The organism is Pantoea sp. BRR-3P (assembly GCF_039621635.1).
Lineage (GTDB): Bacteria > Pseudomonadota > Gammaproteobacteria > Enterobacterales > Enterobacteriaceae > Pantoea > Pantoea floridensis.
In genome coordinates this window covers 67,137-93,218 of the sequence record NZ_CP155067.1, presented here as the reverse complement: position 1 = coordinate 93,218, position 26,082 = coordinate 67,137, and the positions used below count along the sequence as shown (strand labels likewise).

The following is a 26,082-nucleotide window of genomic DNA, read 5'->3' as shown; positions in this document are numbered from 1 at the left end:
AGGGAAAAAACATGGCGAGTTATTTTATTGGGGTAGACGTTGGAACCGGCAGCGCCCGCGCGGGCGTCTTCGACATGACCGGGCGCATGGTTGGCCAGGCCAGCCGTGATATTACGTTGTATCGCCCGAAAGCCGATTTTGTTGAGCAGTCTTCCGATGAGATCTGGCACTCCGTTTGTAACGCCGTTAAAGACGCGGTTAATCAGGCGGATATCAACCCGATTCAGGTGAAAGGCATAGGTTTTGACGCCACCTGTTCGTTGGTGGTGCTGGATAAAGAGGGTAAACCGCTGACCGTAAGCCCGTCCGGGCGCAGCGAGCAGAACATTATTGTGTGGATGGATCACCGCGCGATTACTCAGGCGGAACGCATCAATGCCACCGGTCATCGTGTGCTGGAGTTTGTCGGCGGGATTATTTCCCCAGAAATGCAAACGCCAAAACTGCTCTGGCTGAAACAGCACATGCCAACCACCTGGAAGAATGTTGGCCATCTTTTTGACCTACCTGATTTTCTGACCTGGCGCGCCACGCAGGACCCTACGCGATCTTTATGTTCCACCGTCTGCAAATGGACGTATATCGGTCACGAAGATCGCTGGGACACTAGCTACTTCCGCCAGATAGGTCTGGAAGATTTATTAGAAAACAACGCGTCAAAAATCGGCAGCGAAGTGAAAACCATGGGTGAACCGCTGGGGCATGGTCTGACGCAGCGCGCCGCCGCCGAGATGGGGCTGATCGCGGGTACAGCGGTCAGCGTCTCAATTATTGATGCCCACGCCGGCAGCCTTGGCATTCTTGGTGCCAGCGGCGCATCTGGCGAATCGGCGGATTTCGACAATCGCATCGCGATGATTGGCGGTACGTCCACTGCGCATATGGCGATGTCGCGTAGCGCGCGCTATATCGGTGGTATTTGGGGGCCATACTATTCGGCGATTCTTCCGGATTACTGGCTGAATGAAGGTGGACAATCCACCACCGGCGCGTTAATTGACCATGTGATTCAGTCACACCCGTGTTATCAGGACCTGCTTAAACAGGGTAAAGACAGTGGCAAAACGATTTATGAAATACTGAACGGCATACTGCGCAAAATGGCTGGTGAACCAGAAAATATCGCGTTCCTGACCAAAGACATTCATATGCTGCCCTATTTTCACGGCAACCGTTCACCGCGTGCCAATCCGACGCTGACTGGCACGCTGACAGGTCTGAAATTGTCACGTACGCCGGAAGACATGGCGCTGCAGTATCTCGCCACCATCCAGGCGCTGGCGCTCGGCACCCGGCATATAATTGAGACCATGAACCAGAGTGGTTACCGCATCGATACCATGATGGCGAGCGGCGGCGGCACCAAAAACCCGCTCTTTGTGCAGGAACATTCCAATGCGACAGGCTGCGCGATGCTATTGCCGGAAGAGAGCGAGGCGATGTTACTTGGCAGCGCCATGATGGGTACCGTTGCGGCGGGCGCCTACGACTCTTTGCCGGAAGCGATGGCCGCCATGAGCCGCATTGGCAAAACCATCACGCCGCAGACCAACAAGATTAAAGAGTATTACGATCGTAAATACCGCGTATTCCATGAGATGTACCACGACAGCATGAAATACCGCCAGCTGATGCAGGGGAAAACCGAATAAATGCGGAAGAAGAATTTAACCTGGCGTGTCATGGCTGGCTTGCGTCGAGCAACCGCAGACGTTTCAATCATGAGGGTGAGCGAATCAACGGAACGTTGTGAGTGGTCGAAGAGTTAAGTAGAAAGGTGCAAGCCAGAGAAGCTGCCTATTCTCTTACTTATTGCAGATGGCCCACAATAAACATAGGCCATCTGCTTCAGCCTGGAGCGTCAGGTTAAGATGAATGGTAATTAATCCAATAGCGGTTTGCGGTTTTCTTTCGCTGGCTCTGGCTTAAGTCTTTCTACGGGAATGCTGCACATGCTTTCAGCAATTATCCCGAAAAGAGAGTCTTTCGGGTAAGTTTCCCATTGGCCCACATCCGGTGACGCATGAATAAGATCGCCCTCCGCGAACGGTTTGGAAAAGAGTGTACGACCCATAACGGCACGCTGGTTTTTGTCGCAGTTAATCACATCGATTGCCCGAGAACTTGAAACGTAGACGGGTGGATTTTTTATAATTTGCGTCTGCTCCGCGTAGTTATTGATGAAATAAAACCGGCGTAAGTGGCTATTACCCTGGTATGTTGAAATCACCCTGAAATCGACATATGACGTCACGCGCTCATCTGCAAGAACTTTTATAAAACCTGCCGGTGCTTTAGCGGGCGTTTGCGGCTGGGGTGTCGTGGTCCCGGCACAGCCCGACAGCATAAACAATACCAGCCATGTCAACTTTTTCATTTTGCTGCCCCACCGGATAAATCAGGTCGTAATGTGGTGAGCATGTCAGGCGTTACATTTCCCTGAACTGAACAGAGCAATAATGTTCCTTCTTTGCCTTTGCTGAGCATTAAGAGCTTTTCGGCACTCTCTTTTGCCGGGGCAATACCCGACACCGCCTGTGCATTTTTTTCCCAAACACTGTTTGCGTCTGCTTTAATCATCGCCTGAGAGATATAATCATCCCCTGCCTTACTCCACGTTAAATGATCGAGCCTGGACATGACCTCTTCCGGTGATTCTTTGAAAACCAAGCCCCAGTAATAGTATTTACCGTAACTGATTTCATCGAGATTGCTGGTTTGCAGAAAATATCCCGCTATTTTCAGGTTTAATTCCTGAAGAGATTGGGTAAACCAGATGGTGCCGTTACCGTCAACAGGCGCTTTGAACCAAGCTTGAAAGTGCTTATCCACCGTTAACGGTGCTACGCGGCTGAGTTTGGCTCGCTGATGATAAATCTCACTGAAAAAGGTTGTGTCACAACGCGTCAGGCTTTGCGTCAATGTATTGGCGTGAAGAGGTAACGTTACCCCTGTCATTCCAAGCATGAATCCAATGGAGCAGATAACTTTACGCATGTAATATCCATATAGTAAAAAAACGCTATCTATATCGGCACACTGCGATAAGACTTTACGCTTTTTTCTTTTACTTCATTACCATGCATATTAAAAAATAGAACGAATTGCACGTCGTGCGGTTATTCATTCATTATCGCGCCAACCGAGTGAACTGCTGCTCTGTAACACGGCTTCCCCATTGGTCACCCTGCCACTCTTTGGTTAATTCAAAACCAAATGACTCATAAAGACGCCGTGCCGCTGTCAATTTATTGAACGTCCAGAGCTGAATGGCTGAAAATTCCTTTTCATCGCAAAACTTCATAGCGGCGGAAATGAGTTTTTTGCCCACGCCATTACCACGACAACCATCGTCAAGGATGAACCATCGCAAGTGCGCCTCATTGTTTCCAAGATCTTGCCCATCGATTGCTACCGATCCAACAATGCGATCGTTTTGTATGGCCAACCAGATCTCATTACATGGCCTTTCCAGACGTCCTGAAAATTCCGCCAGGCCTGCTGCAACCTTGCTTTCAAAAACATAGCCAAACTGATGTTCTCTTGCATAATAACTGCCATGCATTTCAGTGATACGGCCAATCATTCCGGCCCGATACCCCTTAACGATTTCGCAACTGGTCGAAGAATCTACCACACTGTTTTCACGACAGGCTTTAAGCGCAGCGGCATAAGCGCTGAGACCTTGTGAAACGGCCTGTTGCCGTATGGGATCCAATTTCTTTAACGCGCCCATAACGCGTTCATTACTGAACTCATTGATTTTTCGCACTGTTTCTTCGCCTTTCGCGGTTAAACCAAGCTGCTTAATTCTGGCATCCTCAGTTGAAGGCTGTTCTTCCAGTTCACCAATATTGACCAGTTTGGACAACATGCGGCTAACACTGGACTTCTCAAGTCCCAGAATCTGAACCAGTTGAGCCGCAGTCATTAATCCCCGGGCTTCAATTTCCAGCAAAGTGTGAACAACGGAAGGAGAGTATTGAGTCGCTGCGAGAGTGTGGTTCATGAACCCCAACTCCCGCACCATTTGACGCGAAGCGACACGAATATTTTCAACCATCAGCGATTCAGAGCGCATAAACATTAACCCTCAACTATTAGTTGTATGATACAACCATATGCATTGAGTCTTTGTCAATACGATTAAATGAAACGCTATGGCTTACTCTTCTTTATTAATCGTCATCGCCTTTCTTATGCTGGCAATAAAATTGTCGCGTATTACATCCTCATGATTTGCATTCCAGGCGATACCAACCTGCCAGCTCAGCGATTCCCCCGTTAACGGAATAATAACCAGTTCTGGCGGCGCTATATGAACCACACTATAAGGCAAAAGCGCAACGCCCGTTCCCGCAATCACCAGCGCGACAATGGTTTGTATATCGTCAGTCTCCTGAATAGAGGAAGTAAAAAGGGCATTGTCATGCAGATAGCGATCAATCTGCGCATTTAAACCCCGCCCGCGCGTGGTGTGAAGTCGCAACAGCGGCACTTTTTTTAACCAATCGGCAACGCTAAATGAAGTTGTTGCCGGCGCAACCAGAACTAATCGATCGGTAAATAATGGCAGGTAATCAAGCGCTACCGGTGGAGGAACCCTGACAAATCCTAACTGAAGCTCGTCATTCAGCAGCATCTCGTATTGCAGGAAGGATGATTGATCCGTTAATGAAACCTCAATACCCGGAAACTCACGGCGATATTCAGCAATACAGCGCGGAGCAAGGTAAAAGCTCGAAAGACCGAACCCCACTGCAATATTCCCTTCAATCCCTTTTGAAACCTGCCCAGCATGATGCATGAATAACTGGGTTTGCCGAACAACCTTTTCTGCCTGTGGCAGTAGGCGTCTTCCTGCAACCGTCAGTATTGCTCCGTGGCGGCCACGTGAGAATAAAGGCACGTTCACTATAGATTCAAGGAGATGAATCTGCTTGGTCAGCGCCGGCTGCGAAATATAGAGCGCGCGGGCCGCCTCCGCATAATTTCCTTTTTCAGCCAGCATCACAAAGGCGTTTAGCAACCGGGTGTTCATATTTACATTCCAGGATGTTATCGAAAAGGGAAATAAATTGATTATACAGTTATCGGTCGCTCCTGTGTAATTCAGTTCCGATTCCGAGGAGAAGCATCATGCCCACATTAACCACCTTAAAGGCTGCAACCGTACAGTTTCAGCATCAAGCCAATAACAAACACTATAATCTGCTGATAATGGAGAAATTTATTGAGAAGGCGGCGCTTCAAGAGGTGAAGATTCTCACCTTTCCAGAAATGTGTATCACCGGCTACTGGCATGTGCCCAAACTCACCGCTGCTGAGGTGGCTGCTCTGGCTGAGCCGGTTGAAACCAGCCCTTCCCTGATGTTAATTCGTTCTCTGGCGATTAAGCATCAAATGCTTATTGGCGCGGGGCTTATTGAGCAAGCCGAGGATGGCCAACTCTATAATGCTTACGTTGCCTGTATGCCAGATGGATCATTGCACACGCACCGTAAACTTCACGCTTTCGAACATCCCGCAATCAGCAGCGGCGACGGGTTTACGGTATTTGAAACACCATGGGGGGTAAAAGTAGGCATCTTAATTTGCTGGGACAATAATCTGGTGGAAAACGTGCGTGCAACGGCATTGATGGGTGCGGATATCCTGCTCGCCCCCCATCAAACCGGCGGTACTGATTCCCGTAGCCCGCATGCGATGAAGCCGATTCCTCTCGATTTGTGGGCGGAACGGGAAACGCGTAAAGATGAAATCACTGCGGCATTCAGAGGCCAAAGCGGCCGGGAATGGTTAATGCGATGGCTGCCCGCACGCGCGCATGACAACGGATTGTTCCTTCTTTTCAGTAACGGTGTAGGCGCCGATGACGACGAAGTACGCACTGGCAATGCGATGATCCTGGATCCCTATGGAAGAGTGATTGAGGAAACCTGGGCCGCTGAAGATGCCATGGTCAGCGCTGAGCTGGATTTGACCCTGCTGGCAATGAGTACTGGACGCCGCTGGATCCACGGTCGTCGGCCAGATTTATACCAGATTTTGACGCAACCGCAGGGGTATGAACGCGATGCGATTAGCGCACGGTTTTCAGATGAAATACCTTAATAAACCACCAGGCCGCTGACACAAAGCTGCATACAGGATGTCTGTGAGCAACGTTGCATGGCTATCCCAATGATGAGATGCAAAACAGCCTGTGGGCGAACAGGCTGTTATTAATGGAAGGTAGCCTCTATTCACCCTTTTCTTGATGTCTCGCGTTAAGAAGCGGATGTCAGAGTCCGGCTCATAGCCTGCCAGCGACGAAAGCATCCTTTATCCCTGAGGGATCAGTGATGCATTAGGTCATCAACAATTTCCTGTTTGGTCAGCTGATAGGGGAAAAATGTTGGCCAATTCTCCAGCTCTTTATAGAGCGCATCCTGTGATACGTTGCCGGTGAAAATATGAAAGTGCGATGATTTTCTCGGACTAATAATATGATCGCTAAATTGCACAAATTTAGGGGCTGCACTTTTATTATCGGTACATTCGAAAAGATAGCGAACGCCTCTTTTTCCTGATACGTAATTGAGGACCTTGTACCCTTTATAAGCATATTTACAGGCGTTAACTTCTCCATTGGCGGTAAATTCCATCATCCCGTTTTCAATGCCAATATCTGTAATATTGCTGGCATAGCCCTTCAAATAGTAATGCTTAATATCCTCAAATGACTTTCGTTGATCGGCTTCCGCCTTCTTGCGGAAAACCGGATCCAAACTGCCATCTTTGGCATATGGATAGATAGACTGCCATACGCCATCCCAGTCAGAGAGCGGTCTGTCTTTGATATCGCCATCATTAAAAATACCCTTTGCCGCACTCACCTCTGTCGCGGTGAGTGGCGCACCGTGTGAATGATGGGCATGTGAAAAGGCGTGTGAACTAAATACTACTCCCAGAACGACTAATGACTTCTTAATTTTCATAACATTAACCTTATATGTCAAAGTAAATGTTATAACATAACAATTAACAAACTGTTACTGCTAATTTCATTTGGCTACCCGCTATAAGCCAAACACGCCTGCTTTACTCCTGCCTGGCTGCATGCAAGGGCGATCCCGCAGCATCGCCCTTGCCCTGCTCGCAAGCTAACGTTAAGACGTCATTATGAATGTCTCCGCTGCCTCAGCGCATAAACCAGCACCACGACAAAACACAGCAGCGGTAAACTGTAAGCCATGGCCGTGCTGACATGGTCAGAAATCAGCCCCATGAAGTAAGGCATAATTGCACCACCCACAATCGCCATGATCATAAACGAGCTGGCCTGTTTAGTGGATTGCCCGAGATTTTTCACGCCCATGGCAAAGATGGTGGGGAACATGGTGGACATAAAGAAGAAGATGGCGATCAGCGCGATAACGGAGACATCGCCTGCGCCCAACATCACAATGGCGCTCAGGACGATGTTGATCAGCGCGTAGGCCGCCAGCATCGCCGCTGGTTTAACTCTGCCCATTAGCCAGGTGGAAAAGAAACGTCCCAGCATAAAGCAGATCATCGCAACCGAAAGCATATAAGCCGCGCTTTGATTGGTCACGCCATGCCAGTGCTCGGTGGCGTAGTTAATAAAGAAGGCACCTACCCCAACCTGAGCAGCGACATAAAAGAATTGCGCAATCACCCCGCCGACAAAATGTTTTTGCTGCCATAGCGTGGCACCGGGCTGCTGCACATGCTCGCTGGCGGCCTCACGAATATCCGGTAACGCGGTACGCTTAAATAACAGCGCGATAGCGATAACCACACACGCAATCACCACATAGGTCATTTTGACGCTGTCCTGCGCGGCTTCCTGGCTGGCGTGGGTGAAGAACAGCGAGCCGCCAATCATGGGCCCGACAAACTGCCCAAGACCATTAAAAGATTGCGCCAGATTGAGACGACGCTCGGCGCCGTTGGCATCGCCCAGTACCGTAGCGTACGGATTAGCCGCGGTTTCCAGGCAGCCAAGCCCGCAGGCAAGCACGAACAGCGCAAACAGAAATACCGAGAAATTATTGACCATCGCCGCCGGCACAAACAGCAGCGCGCCAAGGGCGTACAGCGATAATCCCGCCAGGATGCCAGCCTTATAGCCGTGACGACGCATAAAATAACCGGCCGGCAGCGCGATGATAAAATAGGCACCAAAATAGGCCGCCTGTAATAATCCCGATTGGGCTTTGGTAACGCTTAACGTTTCCTGAAAGTGCTTATTAAGAACATCCAGCAGGCCGTATGACACGCCCCACATAAAAAACAGGGTAGTAATCAGCATGAACGCCCAGCGCAGGCTAATAGTTCCCCCGACGCCAATGTTTTCTGGCGTCTCGACGCGTTGTGTAGACATGGTTATATCCTCGTAGGGTACAGTCGGTAAGTGTTGTTATTGGTCCTGCAAAGAGAATATTCGCGCCATCGCCACCCATTTTTCCCCTTCTGGCGTCCAGGGCGTTGGCTGTTGAAACTGCCACATCAGCGCTTCCCAGCGCTGAATATGCGGATTTTGCTCAGCGGCCTGAGCAACATCCTGCGCGTTAAACCGTTCGTTCACCTCCATCACCATAAAAAGTCGGGTACCAAGGCGGTAAATCTCCATATTGATGACGCCGTGCTGGCGCAGATGCTGCGCCACTTCTGGCCAAATGCGTTGATGCAGGCGCTGGTATTCGGCAATTTTGTCCGCCTCGTCCACCAGATCCAGCGCCAGAGCATAGCGTTCGGTTGCGCCGCTCATAACAGCGCCCGATCGAGATGCAGATAGCCGCCATCAACGCTCAGCCACTCGCCGGTAGTGTGTGAAGCGCGCGACGACAGCAAAAACACCACGGTGTTAGCGATCTCCTCTGGCGTGGTCATGCGCTGGCCGAGTGGAATTCGCTGGGTGATTTTCGCCAGTTCGCCCTGCGGATCGGCAAAGGTGCCGATCCAGCGTTCATACAGCGGCGTCATTACTTCGGCGGGCACCACGGCGTTGACCCGCACACCGCTGCTGCGCAGTGACACCGCCCACTCCCGCGTCAGTGCCAGAATCGCGCCTTTGGCCGCGCAGTAGCCGCTGGTGCCGCCCTGTCCGCTCAGTGCCGTTTTCGAAGCAATATTGACGATCGCACCGCCGCTGTTTTCCAGCGCGCGCTGGCAGAAATGCGTCATCTGGTAATAGTGGATGAGATTCTTTTCCAGCGAGGTGACAAAGGCGCTGCGCCCCGCTTCCAGCCCGACGCCATCGTTGACACCCGCGTTGTTCACCAGCCCATCGATGCGCCCAAACTGCTGCTGCACGGCCTCAACCGCACGCTGGCAGTTCTGCTCATCGCACAGATCGGCAAGCAGCACTTCGGTTTGCGGTTGCAGCGCGCGCAAGCCGGCCAGCCACATCTCATCGGGCTGTGCGTTGCTGACGATCACCGGAATGGCGCCCTCTTCCGCCAGCAGTCGTGAGATGGCGGCACCAATGCCCGATCCGCCGCCGGTGACAATAATCACTTTATCCTGCAAAAACAGATTCATGCTTCTCTCCTGTCAGGCTATATACCTGCGCCGCCGTGTTGCCCCAAATGGCGGCCTGTTCGTCGGTTGCAAGCTCAGCGATTGCGTCTTCAATCAGCTGCGTCACCGCGTGGTACTCCGCTGCCAGCAGGCAGACGGGCCAGTCTGAGCCAAACATCAGGCGCTGCGGACCGAAACGCGCCAGCGCCTCATCGATAAAGGGCCGCAGCTGCGCGCTGCGCCATTGGCCTTGCGACGCCTCAGTCACCAGCCCCGATAATTTGCAGACCACGTGCGGCATTGCGGCCAGTTCCGCCACTTGTTCGCCCCACGCCTGCGCGCCGCGCGCAATATCCGGTTTGCCGAGGTGATCGAGCACCAGCCAGTGACGGTCGTGCTGTGCGGCAAACCGGGTAGCGTCCGCCAGATGCCGCCAGGTCAGCAGCATTTCCCACACGTAATCACGCTGCTGCAGCAGACGGATGCCGCTCGCCACGCGCGGTTGCCGTAGCCATGCGGCGGGATCGCGCTCATCCTGCACCTGATGACGGAAACCCCGCAGCAGCGGATGCTGCAATGCTTCCAGCTGCGCCGTCAGGTCCGCGGCGCTGACGTCAATCCAGCCAACCACCTGCGTTGCCGCGTGCTGCTGCGCCCACTGCAACAGCTGCTGCGTCTCCGCCACGCACTGCCGCGCCTGAACGGCAATTGAGCCCTGCAGCTGCCGTTGCGCCAGCAGCGGCGCGAGATCATCGGGTAAATAATCCTGTTGCAGGCGCGTCATGGATTCCGTGATCCACGGATAGTCCACCGCGTCATAGCGCCAGAAATGCTGATGAGCGTCGATTCGCACCTCAGCCTCCCTGCGCGCGATAGCGGTATTGCTCGCGCGAGGCGGGATACATCTCGATCGAGAAGCCGGGCGCAGTAGGCGGCATATAGGCAGCGCCGCGTACTTCGCAAGGATGTAAGAAATGCTCGTGCAGATGGTCGACATACTCGATGACCCGGCCTTGATGGCTGCCGGCTATGCAAACGAAGTCGATCATCGACAGGTGCTGGACGTATTCGCACAGTCCAACGCCGCCAGCATGTGGGCACACCGGCAACTGGTATTTCGCTGCCATTAACATTACCGCCAGTACTTCATTAACGCCGCCGAGGCGACAGGCATCGATCTGCACCACATCAATTGCTTCACGCATAATCAGCTGCTTGAAGATGATGCGGTTCTGGCACATTTCACCGGTTGCCACCTTCACCGGCGCGACGCCCTGCCGGATTTTGCGATGCCCTTCGATATCATCCGGGCTGGTGGGTTCCTCGATAAACCACGGTCGCGCGAAGGCCAGCTGCTGCACCCATTCAATCGCGTCATTCACTTCCCACACTTGGTTGGCATCGATCATTAACTGGCGATCCGGTCCCAGCACTTCACGCGCGATGCGCACGCGGCGGATATCATCTGCGAGGTCACGTCCAACTTTCAGCTTGATGTGTGAGAACCCGGCATCGACCGCCTGCTGACACAGGCGGCGCAGTTTATCGTCGTCGTAACCGAGCCAGCCTGCCGAGGTGGTGTAACAGGGATAACCGTGCTGCTCCAGCTCACGGATGCGCTGCGCTTTGCCAGCCTGCTGCGCCGTCAACAATGCCAGCGCTTCGTCCGGCGTGATGCAGTCAGTGAGGTAGCGGAAATCGATGCAGCGCACCAACTCCTGCGGTGACATATCAGCCACCAGCCGCCACAGCGGCTTCTCTTCCGATTTGGCCCACAGATCCCATACTGCGTTGACTACTGCGCCGGTCGCCAGATGAATCGCGCCTTTATCCGGGCCGATCCAGCGCAGCTGGCTATCACTGGTGATGTCGTGCCAGAACTGCCCCATATCGGCGGTGATTGACTCCAGCTGGCGACCAACAATCAGGTGCTCCAGCGCGCGTATTGCCGCACAGCAAATTTCATTACCGCGTCCAATGGTAAAAGTCAGACCATGTCCGCTGATCGCCGCGTTATCCGTCTCGATGATGACGTAAGCGGCAGAATAATCCGGGTCTGGATTCATCGCATCCGAACCGTCGAGCTGTTCGGAGGTAGGAAAGCGGATGTCTTCGACGCGCAATGCAGTAAGTCTGGTCATTGTTCGCTGCCCTCGGTGAGTTGACGCTGCTCGCCAAGCCCGGCGATGCCTAACCGGATGACCTGCCCCGGACGCAGATAAACCGGTGGTTTTTGTCCCATCCCCACGCCCGGCGGTGTGCCGGTTGAGATGATGTCGCCCGGCTGCAAACTCATAAACCGACTGAGATAGCTAACGATCTGCGCAACCGTGAAGATCATGGTGCGGGTGTTGCCATTCTGATAGCGCCTGCCATCCACCTCCAGCCACAGATTAAGCTGCTGCGGATCGGCGATTTCATCAGCAGTCACCAGCCACGGGCCGATCGGACCAAAGGTGTCGCAGCCTTTGCCTTTGTCCCATGTGCCGCCGCGTTCAATCTGATATTCACGTTCAGAAACGTCGTTGACTACGCAGTAACCTGCGACATGCGACAGCGCATCCGCTTCGGCGATATAGCTACCGCCTTTACCGATTACTACGCCCAGCTCGACTTCCCAGTCGGTTTTCACCGAACCGCGAGGAATGCGCACCGTATCGTTTGGCCCCACCACGGCGCTGGTCCATTTGCTAAACACCACCGGTTCTTGCGGGATGTCAGCACCGGTTTCGGCGGCGTGATCGGCATAGTTCAGGCCAATACAGATAAATTTGCCAATACGCCCGACGCAGGCGCCAATGCGCGGTTGGCCGCTGATTTTAGGCAGTTCACTGAGCGGCAGCTGACGCAGCCTTTCCAGTTCGGCAGGTAGCAGCGCATCGCCAGCGATGTCATCGACAAAGTGCGACAAATCGCGCAGTTCACCCTGTTGGTCCAGCATTGCCGGACGCTCTTTTCCCGGCTCGCCCACTCGTAATAATTTCATGACTGCACTCCTGTTAGTTGCTCCAGCCGCCATCAATAATCTGTGCGGTGCCGGTGATATAAGCGCTGGCATCGGAGGCCAGATAGGCCGCCAGATAAGCGATCTCCTCTGTGGTGCCGATACGGCCAATCGGCTGACGCGCGACAAAGGCGTCATACACTTCCGCCTCCGTGCGGCCTTCCGCCTGTGCCTGCGCGGCGATGCGCTGGCGTAGCGAAGGCGAATCGACCGTGCCGGGGCAGATGGCGTTGCAGCGAATCCCTTCACCGATGTAATCCGCCGCTACCGAGCGTGTCAGGCCAATCACTGCCGCTTTGGTCGCGCTGTAGGCAAAGCGATTGACTACGCCTTTTACGCTGGATGCCACCGATGACATGTTAATGATCGAGCCCTGCTGCTGTTGCAGCATCCCCGGCAGAAAGGCCTGAATCATGTGAAACATCGCCGTGACGTTGAGGTCGAGCGCGAACTGCCACTCCTTTTCGCTGCACGCCAGCAGGCTGCCGCTGTGTACAACACCTGCACAGTTGAACAGCACATCGAGCGTGCCGAGCTCCTGCGCCGCTGCGCGAATTGCCTGGCGATCGGTCACATCCAGCTGATAAGCGCGGATACCTTGCAGATCCTGCAGCGCGTCAAGGTTGATATCGCTGGCAATAACCTCTGCGCCCTGCTGCGCAAAATAACGCGCGCTGGCCAGGCCGATGCCTTGCCCGGCGGCGGTGATTAACACGCGTTTTCCGGATAAATTCATTGCATTTCCTCTGGTCCAAAGATCTAATGGTCAGGCCATTAAAAGTGAGTTTTGCCCTTCCGGGTTAGCAAAATAACGCTGGCAACTTTTTCGCTGACGCATTACGTTTTATTGACAATTGCGTAACATTGACAAGTGTGCTGATGATTATTTGTGCATCCGATCACTTAATTTATGTAGACAGGTAGCAGTGCGATGCCGATAAAAAAGATGGAAAACCCCAGGCTTTACAGACAAATAGCTGACCAGCTGATCAAACTTATCGATAACAATGAATTTCCTCCCGGCAGCCGTCTGCCAGCAGAGCGCGAGCTGGCAGAGCAGCTACAAGTTAGTCGCGCATCGGTGCGTGAAGCGCTAATCGCTCTGGAAGTGATTGGCTTGGTAGATGTGAAAGTGGGCAATGGCGTGATTGTGAAAGCACGTTCCACTACGCAGGAACCGGTGATGATGCAAGCCGGGCGCGATCAGTGGAAGGAACCCGACGATGAACTGGGGATAAAGCTTGATTTCTCCACCGAACTGCCGCCTTTCTCGCTGCTGCAGGCGCGCCGCCTGATTGAGCCAGAGGCCGCTGCGCTTGCCGCCGTGCATGCCAGCGATCAGGAGCTGGCCCTCATCCGCGAAGCGTATCTGCAAAACTGTGAAGATAACCGTGCGCAGTCGCGCACCCATCCCGGCGACCGTTTATTCCACATTCGCATCGCCCAGGCGAGCGGCAATCCCGCCTACGGCTTTATCATTGGCCATCTGCTCGGTCATCGCTATGGCAGTATGTTCCGCATGTTGCAGGCGCACTACACGCCGAGCGATATGCCGCTCGTCTCAGAAACGGAGCATATGGAGATTCTCTCGGCGCTAGAAAAACGGGATGCTAAAGCAGCCAGAGCCGCGATGAAGAAGCATATTGACCGGGTAATTGCCACATTTGAGCGTGTGCAGGAGTAAAGCTGTTTGCGGTAGAAAGCGTTGGGTCAGGGTTTTATGTAAATGACCTCGCGTTGTGCTTGCGGCCACTTTAAGAGTGGTCCTACTAGCCCGAGAATAAAAGAAGCCGTCATCATATATTTCAGTGAGTTGCGATAGCATCCCCCTTAGAAAACCGTCATTGTGCGCGGTTTTTTTACCTGTCGGGGAAGTCGGATGTTTAAATTCTTCCTAAACTAACGTGCGTTAAACATGTCATTCGCAGATAACCGGAAAGACAACGGTTACTGAATTTTTATGAATTACCTGACAGCTAAAGGTTGTTGGCTGAATATAAGGGAAAAGAATGCCACTAATATTTGGTGAGTTATCTGGTGCTCCAGTATGGGTGCCTGCTGTATTGCTCGTCACGCTCTCGCTCGCTCTGGGTTTTCTGGCGCGGTTTATACTTCTCAGGTTTATCCGCTACTGGCAGAGCCGTGACAGAAAGCTATTCAAATCACTCGAAAAACATCTAAGCGGATCGCTGTTTCTCTTCATTCCTTTGCTGTTAATCAATGTCGGGGTTAATTATATTAACATTCACCCAGACTCCCTTGCCTTTATTACCACCACGACCAATATTTTTATTATATTATCATTTTGCTCCATTTTAATCCGGTTGACTAATGTCGCGCAGGATATGCTCTTTATACGCTATGACATTAACCTTTCAAACAATCTCCGCGCGCGAAAAATTCGCACTCAAATAATCTATGTTAAAAAAGTCGCTATCGTATTACTGGTATCATTCTGTCTTACTCTGATCCTACTTAGTTTTCCGGGGGTGCGTAAATTCGGCACGACTATCCTTGCGGGCGCCGGCGTTGCCGGGATAATCATTGGCTTTGCTCTTCAGAAGTCGCTGGTCAATTTATTTGCCGGAATTCAGATAGCGTTTACGCAACCGATAAAAATTGACGACGCGGTGGTGGTTGAAAATGAATGGGGTTGGATTGAGGAGATCAACCTGACTTATGTTGTGGTGCGTATCTGGGATCTGCGCCGCCTGGTGTTGCCTATTACCTACTTTACAGAAAATGCCTTCCAGAACTGGACGCGTAATAATGCACAAATATTAGGATCTGTTTTTCTTTATGTGGATTATTCCATGCCGTTAGATCCCCTGCGCAAACATTTTGAAAAAGTACTCAGTGAAACAAAACTTTGGGATCAACAGACACAGGTGCTTCAGGTTACCGATACCAATGATAAAACCATGACGATAAGATTACTGATGACGGCACAAAACTCCCCCACGGCCTGGGATTTGCGCTGCCTCGTCCGGGAAAAAATGATTGAGTTTATACAACAAAATTATCCTGAGTGTCTGCCTCATGTTCGTGCAACATTGAGCGATTCCGGTGTTTAACCGCCTGAAAATCCGCTAGATATCGTTTTCGTGAGACTAACGATAAGTGGTATAAGCCGTTAACGCATTCTCAACCGGACAGTCTCTGGCATTACTGCTTAATGCCAGAGGCTGTCCGTTCATTTAATACCTTCGGCACAAACACCTTTATAAAGCAAGCACCGCTTATTTCCCTTCGAAGAAATCACTCGGAAGTTGACCTGGAGGCATATTAATAACAGCATCATTATCAGGCCCTTCATTTTTCATATAGGTGACTTTAGCAAATTCCGGAATAATCACATAAGGGTAAGCCGGACCTTCATCGCGAAAACGATGCATATCTTCAATAAATTCGTTTTGATAACAAATCGTTTTTTCAGGGTGCTGTCCTTCACCGGCAATCCATTGAGGGAAGAAAATAGTACCATGAATAAGTTTTCTTTCGAGATCAAATAATAGGCTTACACAGGTTCCTGTCGGTTCGTGCCAGTCTACTTTATAAATACCTGGGGCGAACTGTACGGCATTCATCTTTTGCTGGGTTACCCATCGGCCACCTACCAATCCCTGGTGGATACGATAATCACACGTTGTGTCGTTGCGCGCATACCACTCATATTTCCATCCATTATCGTAGGTGTAGACAAAATGCGTTCCAACAAAGGCGGATAAATCTTTTGAGATATCGTTTAACGATTCCACGGACATAACTACCTCATATTTCACTGTGTTGTGAGTAAGTTGATGAAACGTCCTCTTGACGAGTTGCCGCATCATTCTTGTATAGAGATATTTATAATATGGAACACTTCAGGTTTTTTCCAATGTTCTGCATTTGAAAATACCTGGATTACCTTTTTTTTACAGTAGTCGATAGCAGAGATATTTGCAACACGGCTATTTAACCGGATAAATCATATGACAATAAAAAGTCAGCATAAGGTAATAAAATGTAAATAAAAACGGAGCGTGAGAAAATTATTTCTCTCAGATTTTTACTGATAGTTAAACGACTTATCGCACGTTAATTCTTTTTTAGGAAGTATTTTAGTTATCAAGTTTGCCAAAGTGAAATCTAAAGCTAACCTATTTAAGGTGTTACATATTGACGTTTCTTTACCACTGATAAACCACTCAGCGGGCGGATAAATATGCCCGAATTTCAAGAACCGAACTGCAGGATATTCTTCTATGAATTTGATTCAAGAAGTTTTTCGTCTGTCACCGGAACTGGCACTTTTCCTTTCTCTCGCGATAGGCACATGGATTGGCAAATTTAAACTGGGTGCATTTCAACTTGGCGGCGTTGCAGGCGCTTTGCTTATCGCCGTGCTGATAAGCCAGGTAGGAATTACCATTGACAGTGGAATCAAAAACGTTCTTTTTGCCGTGTTTATTTACGCTGTGGGCTTTGAAAGTGGACCAAAGTTCTTCTCCTCATTAGGTCGACGAACATTGCGTGAAATTGCTCTGGCGTTAGTTCTGGTCATATCATCCTTAGCCACCCTGGTCGTGATGGCCAAACTCTTTGCGCTGGACAAAGGCATTGCGGCAGGCATTGCGGCAGGTGCGCTGACACAATCAGCCATCATCGGTACGGCCAGTGCCGCCATTGCTAAACTGAATTTAGATCCCGCACAACTTCAGCAGATGCAAGGCAATGTGGCGGTGGGATACGCGGTCACCTACATCTTCGGCTCGCTGGGTGCCATCATCATCTGCGTTAACATTCTGCCGAAAATAATGGGCCGATCCATTCGCGAGGACGCGATTAAAGCCGAACAGGAAATGATGCACGGCGCAACCATTCTGGCGCCTGGTCAGGTCCCTGCACTCCCCGAGCTGGTGGGAAGGGTATTCCGGGTGGGACCGGCCGCAGGCAAGAGCGTGGCGGAGGTTGAAGCGTTGGCCCAATCAAATTTTCCTGTCACGCTCGAACGCATTAAACGTGACGATAAAGTCATTGCTGTCACGCCTGACATGGTGCTCAACGAGAACGATATCCTGTTATTGGTGGGTCGACGCAAAGGGATCGTTGCACTTGCTCCCTCGCTGGGCACAGAGCTGGATGCGGAGGATGGCCCGGAGATGACGATGAAAACCTCCGAAGTCTTACTAACCAACCCCGCGCTGATGGGAAAAAGAGTGGATGAACTGCGCAAACAGATTTCGGGCGACGTCCGGCACGGTATTTATGTCACCGCACTTAAGCGGGGTGATGTGGTGTTGCCCTTCAAAGATGATGCTGTCATTGAGCGTAATGACGTAGTAACGCTGTACGGTAGCGAACAGGACATTCAGCGTGCGGTGACGCTAGCCGGTCCGGTGTTGCTGAAAAGTCCAAAAACAGATCTGATGTTTCACGGTTTTGGCCTGACCTTTGGCCTGCTGCTGGGGTTGCTGGTGTTGCGTGTTGGTTCAGTACCTTTAACGCTGGGCAGCGGCGGCGGAGCGCTACTGTCCGGCCTGCTGTTTGGCTGGTATCAGGCACGAAAACCACTAATGGGAAATATGCCTTTGCCGGCATCGGGTTTGCTGCGTGATTTAGGGCTGGCGGGGTTTGTTGCGGTGGTGGGCTTACAGTCGGGCCTGCAAGCCGTCGAGACCGTGCGAAATAACGGCATCTCTATTTTCCTGATCGGCATTGTCGTGACTGTCCTCCCCCTAATGATCACGTTATTTATTGGTCGCTATTTGTTGCGCTATGACAATACGGCGATTTTTGCCGGGGCTTTGTCTGGCACGCGAAGTGCGAATCCCGCTTTTGGTGAAATTCTCGATAAGGCGGGCAATGCCATTCCTACCGCCCCCTTTGCCGTGACATACGGGTTGGCAAATGTGTTTCTCACCCTGCTTGGCCCGCTTATCGTCGCGCTGGTATGACAATGAAATGCTTCCTGATCTGGAGAGATTTACCATGTCTAACCCTTACGAAAAATATGCTTCACTCAGTCCCTTCGAACTCAAAGACGCCCTGATACAACTCGCCTCCGGTAAACCCGACCGCATGATGCTTAATGCAGGGAGAGGCAATCCTAACTTCATCGCGACCTTGCCCCGCCGGGCTTTCTGGCGTCTTGGATTATTTGCCACAGAAGAGGCGGAGCGATCCTTCTCTTATTTGCCGCATGGCATTGGAGGTATACCGCGTATTGAAGGTATTGAGGCACGTTTCGACGCATTTCTTTCTCGCGGCCATGAGCAACCAGGCGTTGCATTTTTGTCGAGGGCCGTAAGCTATGTCCGTGATCAGCTTGGGCTTTCCGCTTCCGATTTTTTACATGAGATGGTGGAAGGTATTCTGGGCTGCAATTATCCGGTTCCACCACGTATGTTGTCGCTTAGTGAAAAAATCACCCGCGAGTATATCGTCAAAGAAATGGTTGGCGGCCTGATTTCGGCTGAGGACGTTGAACTGTTTGCGGTGGAAGGAGGTACGGCCGCGATGACCTACCTTTTTAATACCCTCCGCACAAATGGTTTGGTTACCGCAGGTGATAAAGTCGCAATGGGCGCGCCCATTTTTACCCCTTATATTGAAATACCGCATTTGGAGGATTACCGGCTTGAAAGCGTGATGATTAATGCGTCGCCGGAAGATAACTGGCAATATCCCGATGAAGAGTTAGAGAAACTGCTCGACCCGGCTATTAAAATCTTCTTCTGCGTCAATCCAAGCAATCCTGCCTCAGTGAAAATGGATCAACGCACTCTGGATAAAATGGCGAGAATTGTTGAGCAGCGTCCCGATTTAATCATTCTCACGGATGATGTGTACGGTACCTTTGCGAATAACTTTAAATCATTGTTTGCTACCTGCCCGCAGAACACCATTTTAGTCTATTCATTCTCAAAATATTTCGGTGCAACGGGTTGGCGTTTGGGGGTGATCGCCACCCACCAGAACAATATTCTGGATGACAAACTGAGAAATATTAGCGATGCAGAACATCATCGTCTGCAGCAGCGCTATGGTTCCCTTACGCCAGACGTTCCCGCTTTACGATTTCTTGACCGGGTTGTGGCGGATAGCCGAAGCGTAGCCCTCAATCACACTGCCGGCTTATCAACTCCGCAACAAGTGCAGATGGTATTGTTCAGTCTATTCGCTCTGATGGATGGGGAGGACGGTTATAAAGCCGCTGTATCGGAAGTGATCCGCCGCCGTCAGGCCGTGCTCTACCGTGAGCTGGGAATAACGCATATTGATACCGAAGAGGCTGTAGATTACTACACGCTGTTGGATTTAGAGGCAATATCTCGTCAGGTTTACGGCGATGACTTTGCCGATTGGGTAAATAAAACCCTCAACCCAACCGACTTGCTTTTCCACATTGCAGAAGAGACCGGCATCGTCATGCTTCCAGGTACCGGATTTGGTAGCCTTAAACCTGCAGGACGTATATCTCTGGCTAATTTGAATGAATATGAGTACGCCGCAATCGGTAAGTCATTAAGAAAGATGATGGAGCAGTATTTTGAAAAGTATCATTCTGCACTGCAAGGGAAAGATAAAAACGCTTAGACCAAGTACAACATAAGATAAGTTGTAAGGCGATAACAATCAGGGCTGTGTTGCAGCCCTGATTAACGTAATCATCGGTTTCTGGCTTAGTGTCCTATCTTTGGAAAAAATAAATACTTACGCCAAATTCGCAAATTTCACTCACTTTGCAGACCATATTGGACAAAAGCAAAATAATAAGACATATAAGTGTAAAACATCTTTTTAAACCTATCGAGTATTTCAACCTCACCGCTTTTCGGATCATAATTTATCATATTATTCTTTTCTGCTTCGATGAAAATATTTCTCAGATGAGAACGTGAGACGCTGCACTCCCGTGAGATGCGCGTTAGCGCGCCCTCCTTGCAATCTTCTCTTTTAGGCTTATTGCCAATATTGAATAAATTCAGCATGATCATATGCCCTGAATCCTTGTCGATAAAAAGATGAGCGTCAGGAACTAAATTTATAATAAAAAAGCCTGCTTTATAGATTTCCGAATACCGTGAAAAATATTGCGCAATATTATCAAGTGAAATGTGATGAGAGCGCTTCTTTCCGCTCAGGATATCAAGAGCACTTGTCATTGTGTTAATTAGACTTATTGAATCATTTGCGCCTTTTTCAGTCAAAAAATAACGCATTTTTCTTTTATCCTTCTTGCTCACTTTCATTTTAATTCTGCCACTAACACTCATCAAAGTAAGGAGACTTGAAATGGTATTGGCGCTGACAAGACCAAACTTCAGACATTCGGCCTTTACATCGGAGAAGCAAGCTTCTTCGTTAATGTAAAACTGTGAAGCCGTTACCGTCGCAACCAGAAAGCGGTTATTCTTAAAGATAAATTTATAGAAATGGCTTTTGCGTTTGAACTCTTCCGTTATCATTTCGCTATGTTTGTGAATTGCTGCATTAAGCAAAGGGTTTGCTGCATTGTCTAAATATAACTTATTAAGTGCCTCAAAAACTCTAATTTTATTTTCCATGGTTACTCGCTGCAGAAGAACTTCTATGGCGTCATGCCTGAATAAAGTCCTGTTAGTAAATATAATATTATGCGAACAGCCGCCTCTTTTTTGACTATAGAGCGACATGTCAACTCTCGCAACCTAATATAAATAAAAAAGTCAATATACACTTAGCTAAACATGGTGTTAAAGATTGGGTAGAAATGTTGTCATTTAGATGCGCTGATTTTTATGTAGAATTATGGACATGCCGTGAATGCGAGCAAACTAATCTAAATGGGTAGTAACATCGCGCTATTATCATGGTCCATGGGAAGGAGCATCTGCTCACTTAGCAGACGTTGAATTCAACGTTGCTTTTTATTCTTGAGATCGAAATATATCAGGGACGCCAGAATAATCATGAATATCAAAACATTCCCAGAACAGGACCATTACTTTAATGTGGGGTTAAGACATTTTATTGCAACCTTTAAGCCAAGCCTGCCCGCGCCTGCCAGATATTGCCATTTTGTAAAGCTGGATGTGCACTCATTAGTGCATGTGGTGAATGGCACCGGCGAGTTTACACTTCCTCAGGGAAATGTGGTTTTAGTGAGTTCATCACGATGTATGCCACTGGCAAAATTTCTTGAAAATTCAAACAGTGGCAGGATACGTATTCTTGATATTACTGCGTTAAGTAAATACCCGTGGCCCAATTTAAAAACGCCGGTTAATGTTTATAAAAACAGCCCGAGCATTACGGCTGGAGAATATAAAGCGCTTCAGTTAAGTCTACAGTGTGATGCTTTACAATACCTGGAGGGTGCAAAGCGGAAAACTTATTACTCTCAACGAGACAATGCGCTGAGAAAACTGAATGTTAAAAAAGCATCGAGCCTTTTACTGTGGCAGGAAAGTTATGGCTGATTGACTCACTCTTTGCAGTGATTAAGGCAGCGAAATTAATTCATGCCAGAAGTCTTCTCATGAACTTTCACACTTTTCGCAGGGAGGATGACGCCAGATTTTTCAAAAAACTCTAGCCGATGATTCTGCCTAATGATATCAGCATCCACTGTATCGTTTATATAAATTAAAATCTGGTGACACGTTAATCAAGATACACTTCTACAACTTTGTAAAAAGGATGACACAATGCATGCGCAAAATAAACTATTAGTCCGGTTACTAAGCGGTTTACTCTTTTCATCATCGGCGATTGCCGCATCGGAGAATACAATTAACTTTCAGGGCGAAGTTTCTGATGAAACCTGTTCGATTGCGGTAAATGGAAATGCGGCCTCGCCTGTCGTTCTAATGCCAACCGTCAGTAAATCAGAACTGGCGAAAAGCGGCGATACAGCAGGCCAGACTTCATTCACCGTAGGTCTATCCGGCTGTACCGGCAGCTCAACGACGTCAACAAAAGTCTCTACGGTATTTGTGGGAAATAACGTCACGGCTAATGGCAACCTTGCCAATACCGGCAGCGCGACCAATGTGGAAGTTCAATTAGTCGACAGCAAAGACGCTGTAATCAATTTAACCGGTGGCTATACCGGTGATGGCGACCTTACGTTGGCAGCCGATGAAACGGAAGCTTCAGCAAATTATATTGCGCAATATTATGCAACCAGTGCCGCAACCGCCGGTACGGTTGAGTCATCAATGCAATATGCCGTCACCTATCAGTAGTTAAAGTATGAGAGTCCATTGAAATGGGCTCTCAGTTAATGCAATGAGAACGTTGGTATGTCTTTACACACGCTTTTTTCATCTTTATTTCTGATAGTGATATTGACGTCTGCGAATGCCACGGCGAGTGTTACGTTATTGGGGAGCCGTATTATCTATCCATCTTCCGCTCACTCAATTGATATTCAGTTTAAAAATGACGATAACATTCCGTATGTCATTCAGTCATGGTTTGATGAAGGTGATATTGACGCTCAGCCACAGCAAATCAATAACGTCCCTTTTATTATTACACCGCCGGTGTTTCGCATTCAGCCCAAGGCTGGGCAAGTATCACGCATTATGTTCAACCAAACAACAGCTCTGCCACAGGATAGAGAAACGCTTTATTGGTTCAACATGCTGCAAATCCCCCCCAGCAATCTAACGTCTGATTCAGCGAAAAATGCAATGACGGTAATGCTGAGAAATAGAGTGAAGATTTTTTATCGTCCAACCGCCATTGGCGAACCAAAAAATATTCTAAAAGGATTAACTGTTCATGATGTCTATGATGCCGTTAAAGGGAATGGCATAACAATAGATAATGCTCAGCCTTGGTATGCCTCGATAGTCGCTGTTTCTGTACGCATATCCACCGAAAAATACTCTTGCACACCTGAAATGATAGCCCCCTTCGCCAGACAAACATGTTGGTTTCACAAAAATAATAAACGCTTACAAGGTGTGGGTGCGGTGAATATCGATGCGATTAACGATCAGGGGGCAAGAATAAGTGAAAGCTATACAATTGACGCGCAGTGAATTGCGGCTGTACTTATTCTTTTTCGGCGTATCGGGCTGCTTGTCTCATCCTGCACATGCTGATGAATACTATTTTGATCCCTCGCTGTTCAAAGGCTCATCCTTTGGTCAAAACATTGATCAATTCAATCGTAGTGACGTGCCAGCGGGGCAATATCTTGTTGATGTCTATTTGAACAATAAATTAATTGTTTCCAGCGAAGAGATCACGTTTATCTCCTCAAAAGCAGATAAACGCGCTGAGCCCTGCTTGTCGAAGTCACTTATTGATACGCTACATATAAAATCTGCCCTGACATCGCCCTTATCCCGCACCTGCTATCCGCTTGCATCATGGACGTCCTTTGGAAACTGGGAGTTTGACGCCGCGGCGTTGCGTCTAAATATTACGCTGCCCATGACTGCACTTAATCGTAAACCCAGAGGCTACGTCCCAGTGTCTGAATGGGATCAAGGTATGACAGCTCTGTTTCTGCGTCATAACACCAACTATACCTGGACGGAAAACAGTGGTGCGGATTATCGCTACCAATATTTATGGAGTGGCATTACTGCGGGTAGTAATATCGCGAACTGGCAACTACGCCACCAAAGTAATTTACGCTATCTGAGCAGCAGCACCGGTGGCAGTAGCTATCGCTATAATAGCGTTAGAACCTGGGTGCAACGTCCGTTAGAAAAATTAAACAGCTTAATTGCTATCGGTGATAGCTACACCGACAGCAATCTGTTTGGCAGCCTGCCCTTTAACGGTATCAAGTTAACCACGGATGAACGTATGTGGCCGCAAGGCAGGCGAGGCTATGCACCCGAAATTCACGGTATTGCTTCATCGAACGCACGCGTAGTGGTGAAGCAGTTAAATAAAGTGGTTTATGAAACTGTGGTGCCGCCAGGCCCCTTTGTCATTGATGATTTGTTTAACACGCGCAGCCAGGGAGATTTTGAGGTAACGGTGATTGAGGCAAACGGTAAGATGGCGACATTCACCGTTCCTTATGCCTCCGTTCCAGATTCTGTCAGACCGGGTAACTGGCATTATTCCTTAGCCATGGGACGCGTGCGCCAATATTACTCGGTGAACAACGGCTTTTTGGAAGGCGTTTTACAACATGGCATGAGCAACAGCATAACAGCGACGGCAGGTTCCAGGCTGGCGCAAGGTTATCAGGCCTGGTTACTGGGTGGGGTGTGGGCGACACAATGGGGTGCTTTAGGCATGAACACCACCTTCTCCCAAGCCATAGTGGAGGAAAATCACCCTACTTCGGGCTGGCGCGCCGAATTAAGCTATAGCAAAACCTTTCACACTGGTACGAATCTGGTGTTAGCTGCCTATCGCTACTCCACCAGTGGCTTTCGCGATCTACAGGATGTACTTGGCGTACGACGCCAGGCCAAAAATGGAATTCATTACGACTCTGATACGCTTAATCAACGAAATCGACTGTCGGCAACCTTAAGCCAATCTTTGGATGCGTATGGCTTGCTCAGTCTCAGTGCCAGTCGTTCAGACTATTACAACAATCAGTCGCGTATCACTCAGCTACAACTCGGCTATACCACCAGCTGGAAAACCATCAGTTTTGGAGTGAATGTGGCGCGCCAACGCACGTACTGGAACAGCGGACGTCACATCATCAGTGTGAATGATAATGCAGACGCTTCACGCCAGCAGAAATATACCGAAAACACCGTTTCGTTAAATATCTCTCTACCGCTGGATTGGGGATCGGGCCTCTCTTCGGTGGCCTACAACTATAACCAGTCAAAAACCAGCCGCTCTTCCACCGTTTCACTTACCGGATCGGCTGGTGAGCAGCGCGACCTATCCTATTCGATGTATGGCGGTACCGATCGTTACCACAACGATTCAACGGGCGAGGCCAGCTCCTTCGGTGGTAATTTGCAGCAAAATACCCGAGTAGGGGCATTCCGCGCCAGTTATGGTCAAGGTAATGATTACCGCCAGCTCGGACTGGGTACTTCCGGTACGCTGCTTTTGCATCACGGTGGACTGACGGCCGGTCCGTATACCAGCGACACCTTTGCTTTGATTCATGCCGACGGTGCGCAAGGTGCAGTTGTGCAGAACGGTCAGGGTGCGGTGATCGATAGCCATGGTTATGCCTTGCTGCCGTCGCTTACCCCATATCGTGAAAATACCGTCACCCTCGATAGCAAAAACATGCGTGCGGATGCCGAGTTAAGCGGGGGAAGTCAGCGCGTAGTACCTTATGCAGGTGCGGTGAGTCAGGTGAAATTTTCCACGCTGCGCGGCAACGCGGTATTGATCTCACTCAATGAGGGCATTACGCCACCTATGGGGGCTGACGTTCGCGACAGCGAAGGCACATTAATTGGCGTCGTTGGCCAGGGAAGCCAGCTCTACGCCCGCGTGCCGCATACCTCAGGCAGCCTGAAAGTTAGTTGGAATGGCAATACGAACCACTGCTTAGTGAATTATCAAATCCCCGGTCATGTGCATCAGGCGCTTATTCATCTCGACGGGACATGTAGGAAATCATAAAC

General features: G+C 49.8%; 24 protein-coding genes. 10 read left to right on the top strand and 14 right to left on the bottom strand.

The genetic code is table 11. The features are described 5' to 3' along the window. Positions 1 to 11 precede the first annotated feature (11 nt). Complete coding sequence (locus AAGR08_RS20055) at positions 12 to 1,652, top strand: FGGY-family carbohydrate kinase (RefSeq protein WP_345830485.1); 1,641 nt, start codon at positions 12 to 14, stop codon at positions 1,650 to 1,652. A 230-nt stretch (positions 1,653 to 1,882) separates the two neighbouring features. Here AAGR08_RS20055 and AAGR08_RS20050 read toward each other — a convergent pair whose 3' ends face one another. The 4 genes from AAGR08_RS20050 to AAGR08_RS20035 all read right to left on the bottom strand — a co-directional run bounded on the left by AAGR08_RS20050 (position 1,883) and on the right by AAGR08_RS20035 (position 5,041). After that, positions 1,883 to 2,377, bottom strand: coding sequence for a surface-adhesin E family protein (locus tag AAGR08_RS20050; RefSeq protein WP_345830483.1), 495 nt, complete (start codon positions 2,375 to 2,377; stop codon positions 1,883 to 1,885). Further along, positions 2,374 to 2,997 (bottom strand): hypothetical protein, encoded by a 624-nt coding sequence (locus tag AAGR08_RS20045; RefSeq protein ID WP_097098083.1) that lies wholly within the window; start codon positions 2,995 to 2,997, stop codon positions 2,374 to 2,376. Before AAGR08_RS20045 ends, AAGR08_RS20050 begins: the two co-directional genes overlap by 4 nt. Before the next feature lie 133 nt (positions 2,998 to 3,130). Beyond that, complete coding sequence (locus tag AAGR08_RS20040; RefSeq protein ID WP_345830482.1) at positions 3,131 to 4,081, bottom strand: helix-turn-helix domain-containing GNAT family N-acetyltransferase; 951 nt, start codon at positions 4,079 to 4,081, stop codon at positions 3,131 to 3,133. Between the two features lie 84 nt (positions 4,082 to 4,165). Next, positions 4,166 to 5,041 carry a LysR family transcriptional regulator gene (locus tag AAGR08_RS20035; protein ID WP_345830480.1) on the bottom strand — a complete coding sequence of 292 codons (876 nt, stop codon included), beginning with the start codon at positions 5,039 to 5,041 and terminating at the stop codon, positions 4,166 to 4,168. Between the two features lie 98 nt (positions 5,042 to 5,139). Between AAGR08_RS20035 and AAGR08_RS20030 the strand changes: the two genes are divergently transcribed. Next, positions 5,140 to 6,114 (top strand): nitrilase family protein, encoded by a 975-nt coding sequence (locus AAGR08_RS20030; protein ID WP_097098085.1) that lies wholly within the window; start codon positions 5,140 to 5,142, stop codon positions 6,112 to 6,114. 224 nt (positions 6,115 to 6,338) lie between these two features. On the opposite strand, the gene zinT is transcribed toward AAGR08_RS20030, so the two are convergent. The 8 genes from zinT to AAGR08_RS19990 all read right to left on the bottom strand — a co-directional run bounded on the left by zinT (position 6,339) and on the right by AAGR08_RS19990 (position 13,268). Further along, complete coding sequence (gene zinT, locus AAGR08_RS20025; protein ID WP_345830477.1) at positions 6,339 to 6,980, bottom strand: metal-binding protein ZinT; 642 nt, start codon at positions 6,978 to 6,980, stop codon at positions 6,339 to 6,341. Positions 6,981 to 7,162: 182 nt separating this feature from the next. Then, a complete protein-coding gene (fucP, locus tag AAGR08_RS20020; RefSeq protein WP_345830476.1) occupies positions 7,163 to 8,389 on the bottom strand; it encodes an L-fucose:H+ symporter permease in 1,227 nt (408 codons plus the stop codon). Between the two features lie 36 nt (positions 8,390 to 8,425). Continuing rightward, on the bottom strand, positions 8,426 to 8,776 hold the full coding sequence (locus AAGR08_RS20015; protein ID WP_097098088.1) for an L-rhamnose mutarotase: 351 nt from the start codon (positions 8,774 to 8,776) through the stop codon (positions 8,426 to 8,428). Continuing rightward, entirely contained in the window at positions 8,773 to 9,549 is a 777-nt protein-coding gene (locus tag AAGR08_RS20010; RefSeq protein WP_097098089.1) for an SDR family oxidoreductase, read from the bottom strand. The genes AAGR08_RS20015 and AAGR08_RS20010 overlap by 4 nt, the downstream gene beginning before the upstream one ends. Further along, the gene (locus AAGR08_RS20005; RefSeq protein ID WP_345830474.1) at positions 9,527 to 10,381 is read right to left on the bottom strand and encodes an amidohydrolase family protein; all 855 of its coding nucleotides are present in this window, start codon (positions 10,379 to 10,381) and stop codon (positions 9,527 to 9,529) included. Before AAGR08_RS20005 ends, AAGR08_RS20010 begins: the two co-directional genes overlap by 23 nt. A gap of 1 nt (position 10,382) precedes the next feature. Further along, positions 10,383 to 11,669: an L-fuconate dehydratase gene (locus AAGR08_RS20000; protein ID WP_345830472.1), complete on the bottom strand. Its 1,287-nt coding sequence runs from the start codon at positions 11,667 to 11,669 to the stop codon at positions 10,383 to 10,385. After that, entirely contained in the window at positions 11,666 to 12,514 is an 849-nt protein-coding gene (locus AAGR08_RS19995) for a fumarylacetoacetate hydrolase family protein (protein WP_097098092.1), read from the bottom strand. Before AAGR08_RS19995 ends, AAGR08_RS20000 begins: the two co-directional genes overlap by 4 nt. 13 nt (positions 12,515 to 12,527) lie before the next feature. Beyond that, positions 12,528 to 13,268 carry an SDR family oxidoreductase gene (locus AAGR08_RS19990; protein WP_345830470.1) on the bottom strand — a complete coding sequence of 247 codons (741 nt, stop codon included), beginning with the start codon at positions 13,266 to 13,268 and terminating at the stop codon, positions 12,528 to 12,530. A 195-nt stretch (positions 13,269 to 13,463) separates the two neighbouring features. Between AAGR08_RS19990 and AAGR08_RS19985 the strand changes: the two genes are divergently transcribed. Together AAGR08_RS19985 and AAGR08_RS19980 are read left to right on the top strand one after the other, a co-directional pair. Then, complete coding sequence (locus tag AAGR08_RS19985; protein ID WP_345830468.1) at positions 13,464 to 14,216, top strand: FadR/GntR family transcriptional regulator; 753 nt, start codon at positions 13,464 to 13,466, stop codon at positions 14,214 to 14,216. A gap of 325 nt (positions 14,217 to 14,541) precedes the next feature. Continuing rightward, positions 14,542 to 15,606, top strand: coding sequence for a mechanosensitive ion channel domain-containing protein (locus AAGR08_RS19980; protein WP_097098095.1), 1,065 nt, complete (start codon positions 14,542 to 14,544; stop codon positions 15,604 to 15,606). A 165-nt stretch (positions 15,607 to 15,771) separates the two neighbouring features. Here the strand turns inward: AAGR08_RS19980 and AAGR08_RS19975 are convergent, their stop codons facing one another. Then, entirely contained in the window at positions 15,772 to 16,296 is a 525-nt protein-coding gene (locus AAGR08_RS19975) for a phenolic acid decarboxylase (RefSeq protein WP_345830465.1), read from the bottom strand. 483 nt (positions 16,297 to 16,779) lie between these two features. On the opposite strand from AAGR08_RS19975, the gene aspT reads away from it, so the two are divergent. Next, positions 16,780 to 18,471 (top strand): aspartate-alanine antiporter, encoded by a 1,692-nt coding sequence (gene aspT / locus AAGR08_RS19970; RefSeq protein ID WP_097098097.1) that lies wholly within the window; start codon positions 16,780 to 16,782, stop codon positions 18,469 to 18,471. A 34-nt stretch (positions 18,472 to 18,505) separates the two neighbouring features. Further along, a complete protein-coding gene (locus tag AAGR08_RS19965; RefSeq protein WP_097098098.1) occupies positions 18,506 to 20,113 on the top strand; it encodes a bifunctional aspartate transaminase/aspartate 4-decarboxylase in 1,608 nt (535 codons plus the stop codon). Positions 20,114 to 20,250: 137 nt separating this feature from the next. On the opposite strand, the gene AAGR08_RS19960 is transcribed toward AAGR08_RS19965, so the two are convergent. Continuing rightward, complete coding sequence (locus tag AAGR08_RS19960) at positions 20,251 to 21,084, bottom strand: hypothetical protein (RefSeq protein WP_345830463.1); 834 nt, start codon at positions 21,082 to 21,084, stop codon at positions 20,251 to 20,253. Between the two features lie 384 nt (positions 21,085 to 21,468). Between AAGR08_RS19960 and AAGR08_RS19955 the strand changes: the two genes are divergently transcribed. The 4 genes from AAGR08_RS19955 to AAGR08_RS19940 all read left to right on the top strand — a co-directional run bounded on the left by AAGR08_RS19955 (position 21,469) and on the right by AAGR08_RS19940 (position 26,080). Further along, positions 21,469 to 21,978, top strand: coding sequence for a hypothetical protein (locus tag AAGR08_RS19955; protein ID WP_345830461.1), 510 nt, complete (start codon positions 21,469 to 21,471; stop codon positions 21,976 to 21,978). 228 nt (positions 21,979 to 22,206) lie between these two features. Then, on the top strand, positions 22,207 to 22,746 hold the full coding sequence (locus AAGR08_RS19950; RefSeq protein ID WP_345830460.1) for a fimbrial protein: 540 nt from the start codon (positions 22,207 to 22,209) through the stop codon (positions 22,744 to 22,746). Positions 22,747 to 22,803: 57 nt separating this feature from the next. Beyond that, positions 22,804 to 23,550 carry a fimbria/pilus periplasmic chaperone gene (locus AAGR08_RS19945; RefSeq protein WP_097098101.1) on the top strand — a complete coding sequence of 249 codons (747 nt, stop codon included), beginning with the start codon at positions 22,804 to 22,806 and terminating at the stop codon, positions 23,548 to 23,550. Between the two features lies 1 nt (position 23,551). Beyond that, positions 23,552 to 26,080: a fimbrial outer membrane usher protein gene (locus AAGR08_RS19940; protein ID WP_345830837.1), complete on the top strand. Its 2,529-nt coding sequence runs from the start codon at positions 23,552 to 23,554 to the stop codon at positions 26,078 to 26,080. The last annotated feature ends 2 nt before the right edge of the window (positions 26,081 to 26,082 follow it).

Bases quoted from the DNA above. Each gene is read 5' to 3' on its own strand.
- AAGR08_RS20015 (WP_097098088.1), bottom strand. From the start codon at position 8,776: ATGAGCGGCGCAACCGAACGCTATGCTCTGGCGCTGGATCTGGTGGAC.
- AAGR08_RS19975 (WP_345830465.1), bottom strand. From the start codon at position 16,296: ATGTCCGTGGAATCGTTAAACGATATCTCAAAAGATTTATCCGCCTTT.
- zinT (WP_345830477.1), bottom strand. From the start codon at position 6,980: ATGAAAATTAAGAAGTCATTAGTCGTTCTGGGAGTAGTATTTAGTTCA.
- AAGR08_RS19985 (WP_345830468.1), top strand. From the start codon at position 13,464: ATGCCGATAAAAAAGATGGAAAACCCCAGGCTTTACAGACAAATAGCT.
- AAGR08_RS20055 (WP_345830485.1), top strand. From the start codon at position 12: ATGGCGAGTTATTTTATTGGGGTAGACGTTGGAACCGGCAGCGCCCGC.
- AAGR08_RS19965 (WP_097098098.1), top strand. From the start codon at position 18,506: ATGTCTAACCCTTACGAAAAATATGCTTCACTCAGTCCCTTCGAACTC.
- AAGR08_RS20000 (WP_345830472.1), bottom strand. From the start codon at position 11,669: ATGACCAGACTTACTGCATTGCGCGTCGAAGACATCCGCTTTCCTACC.
- AAGR08_RS20010 (WP_097098089.1), bottom strand. From the start codon at position 9,549: ATGAATCTGTTTTTGCAGGATAAAGTGATTATTGTCACCGGCGGCGGA.
- fucP (WP_345830476.1), bottom strand. From the start codon at position 8,389: ATGTCTACACAACGCGTCGAGACGCCAGAAAACATTGGCGTCGGGGGA.
- AAGR08_RS20030 (WP_097098085.1), top strand. From the start codon at position 5,140: ATGCCCACATTAACCACCTTAAAGGCTGCAACCGTACAGTTTCAGCAT.
- AAGR08_RS19955 (WP_345830461.1), top strand. From the start codon at position 21,469: ATGAATATCAAAACATTCCCAGAACAGGACCATTACTTTAATGTGGGG.
- AAGR08_RS19960 (WP_345830463.1), bottom strand. From the start codon at position 21,084: ATGGAAAATAAAATTAGAGTTTTTGAGGCACTTAATAAGTTATATTTA.
- aspT (WP_097098097.1), top strand. From the start codon at position 16,780: ATGAATTTGATTCAAGAAGTTTTTCGTCTGTCACCGGAACTGGCACTT.
- AAGR08_RS20035 (WP_345830480.1), bottom strand. From the start codon at position 5,041: ATGAACACCCGGTTGCTAAACGCCTTTGTGATGCTGGCTGAAAAAGGA.
- AAGR08_RS19950 (WP_345830460.1), top strand. From the start codon at position 22,207: ATGCATGCGCAAAATAAACTATTAGTCCGGTTACTAAGCGGTTTACTC.
- AAGR08_RS19990 (WP_345830470.1), bottom strand. From the start codon at position 13,268: ATGAATTTATCCGGAAAACGCGTGTTAATCACCGCCGCCGGGCAAGGC.
- AAGR08_RS20045 (WP_097098083.1), bottom strand. From the start codon at position 2,997: ATGCGTAAAGTTATCTGCTCCATTGGATTCATGCTTGGAATGACAGGG.
- AAGR08_RS19995 (WP_097098092.1), bottom strand. From the start codon at position 12,514: ATGAAATTATTACGAGTGGGCGAGCCGGGAAAAGAGCGTCCGGCAATG.
- AAGR08_RS19980 (WP_097098095.1), top strand. From the start codon at position 14,542: ATGCCACTAATATTTGGTGAGTTATCTGGTGCTCCAGTATGGGTGCCT.
- AAGR08_RS20040 (WP_345830482.1), bottom strand. From the start codon at position 4,081: ATGCGCTCTGAATCGCTGATGGTTGAAAATATTCGTGTCGCTTCGCGT.
- AAGR08_RS19945 (WP_097098101.1), top strand. From the start codon at position 22,804: ATGTCTTTACACACGCTTTTTTCATCTTTATTTCTGATAGTGATATTG.
- AAGR08_RS20050 (WP_345830483.1), bottom strand. From the start codon at position 2,377: ATGAAAAAGTTGACATGGCTGGTATTGTTTATGCTGTCGGGCTGTGCC.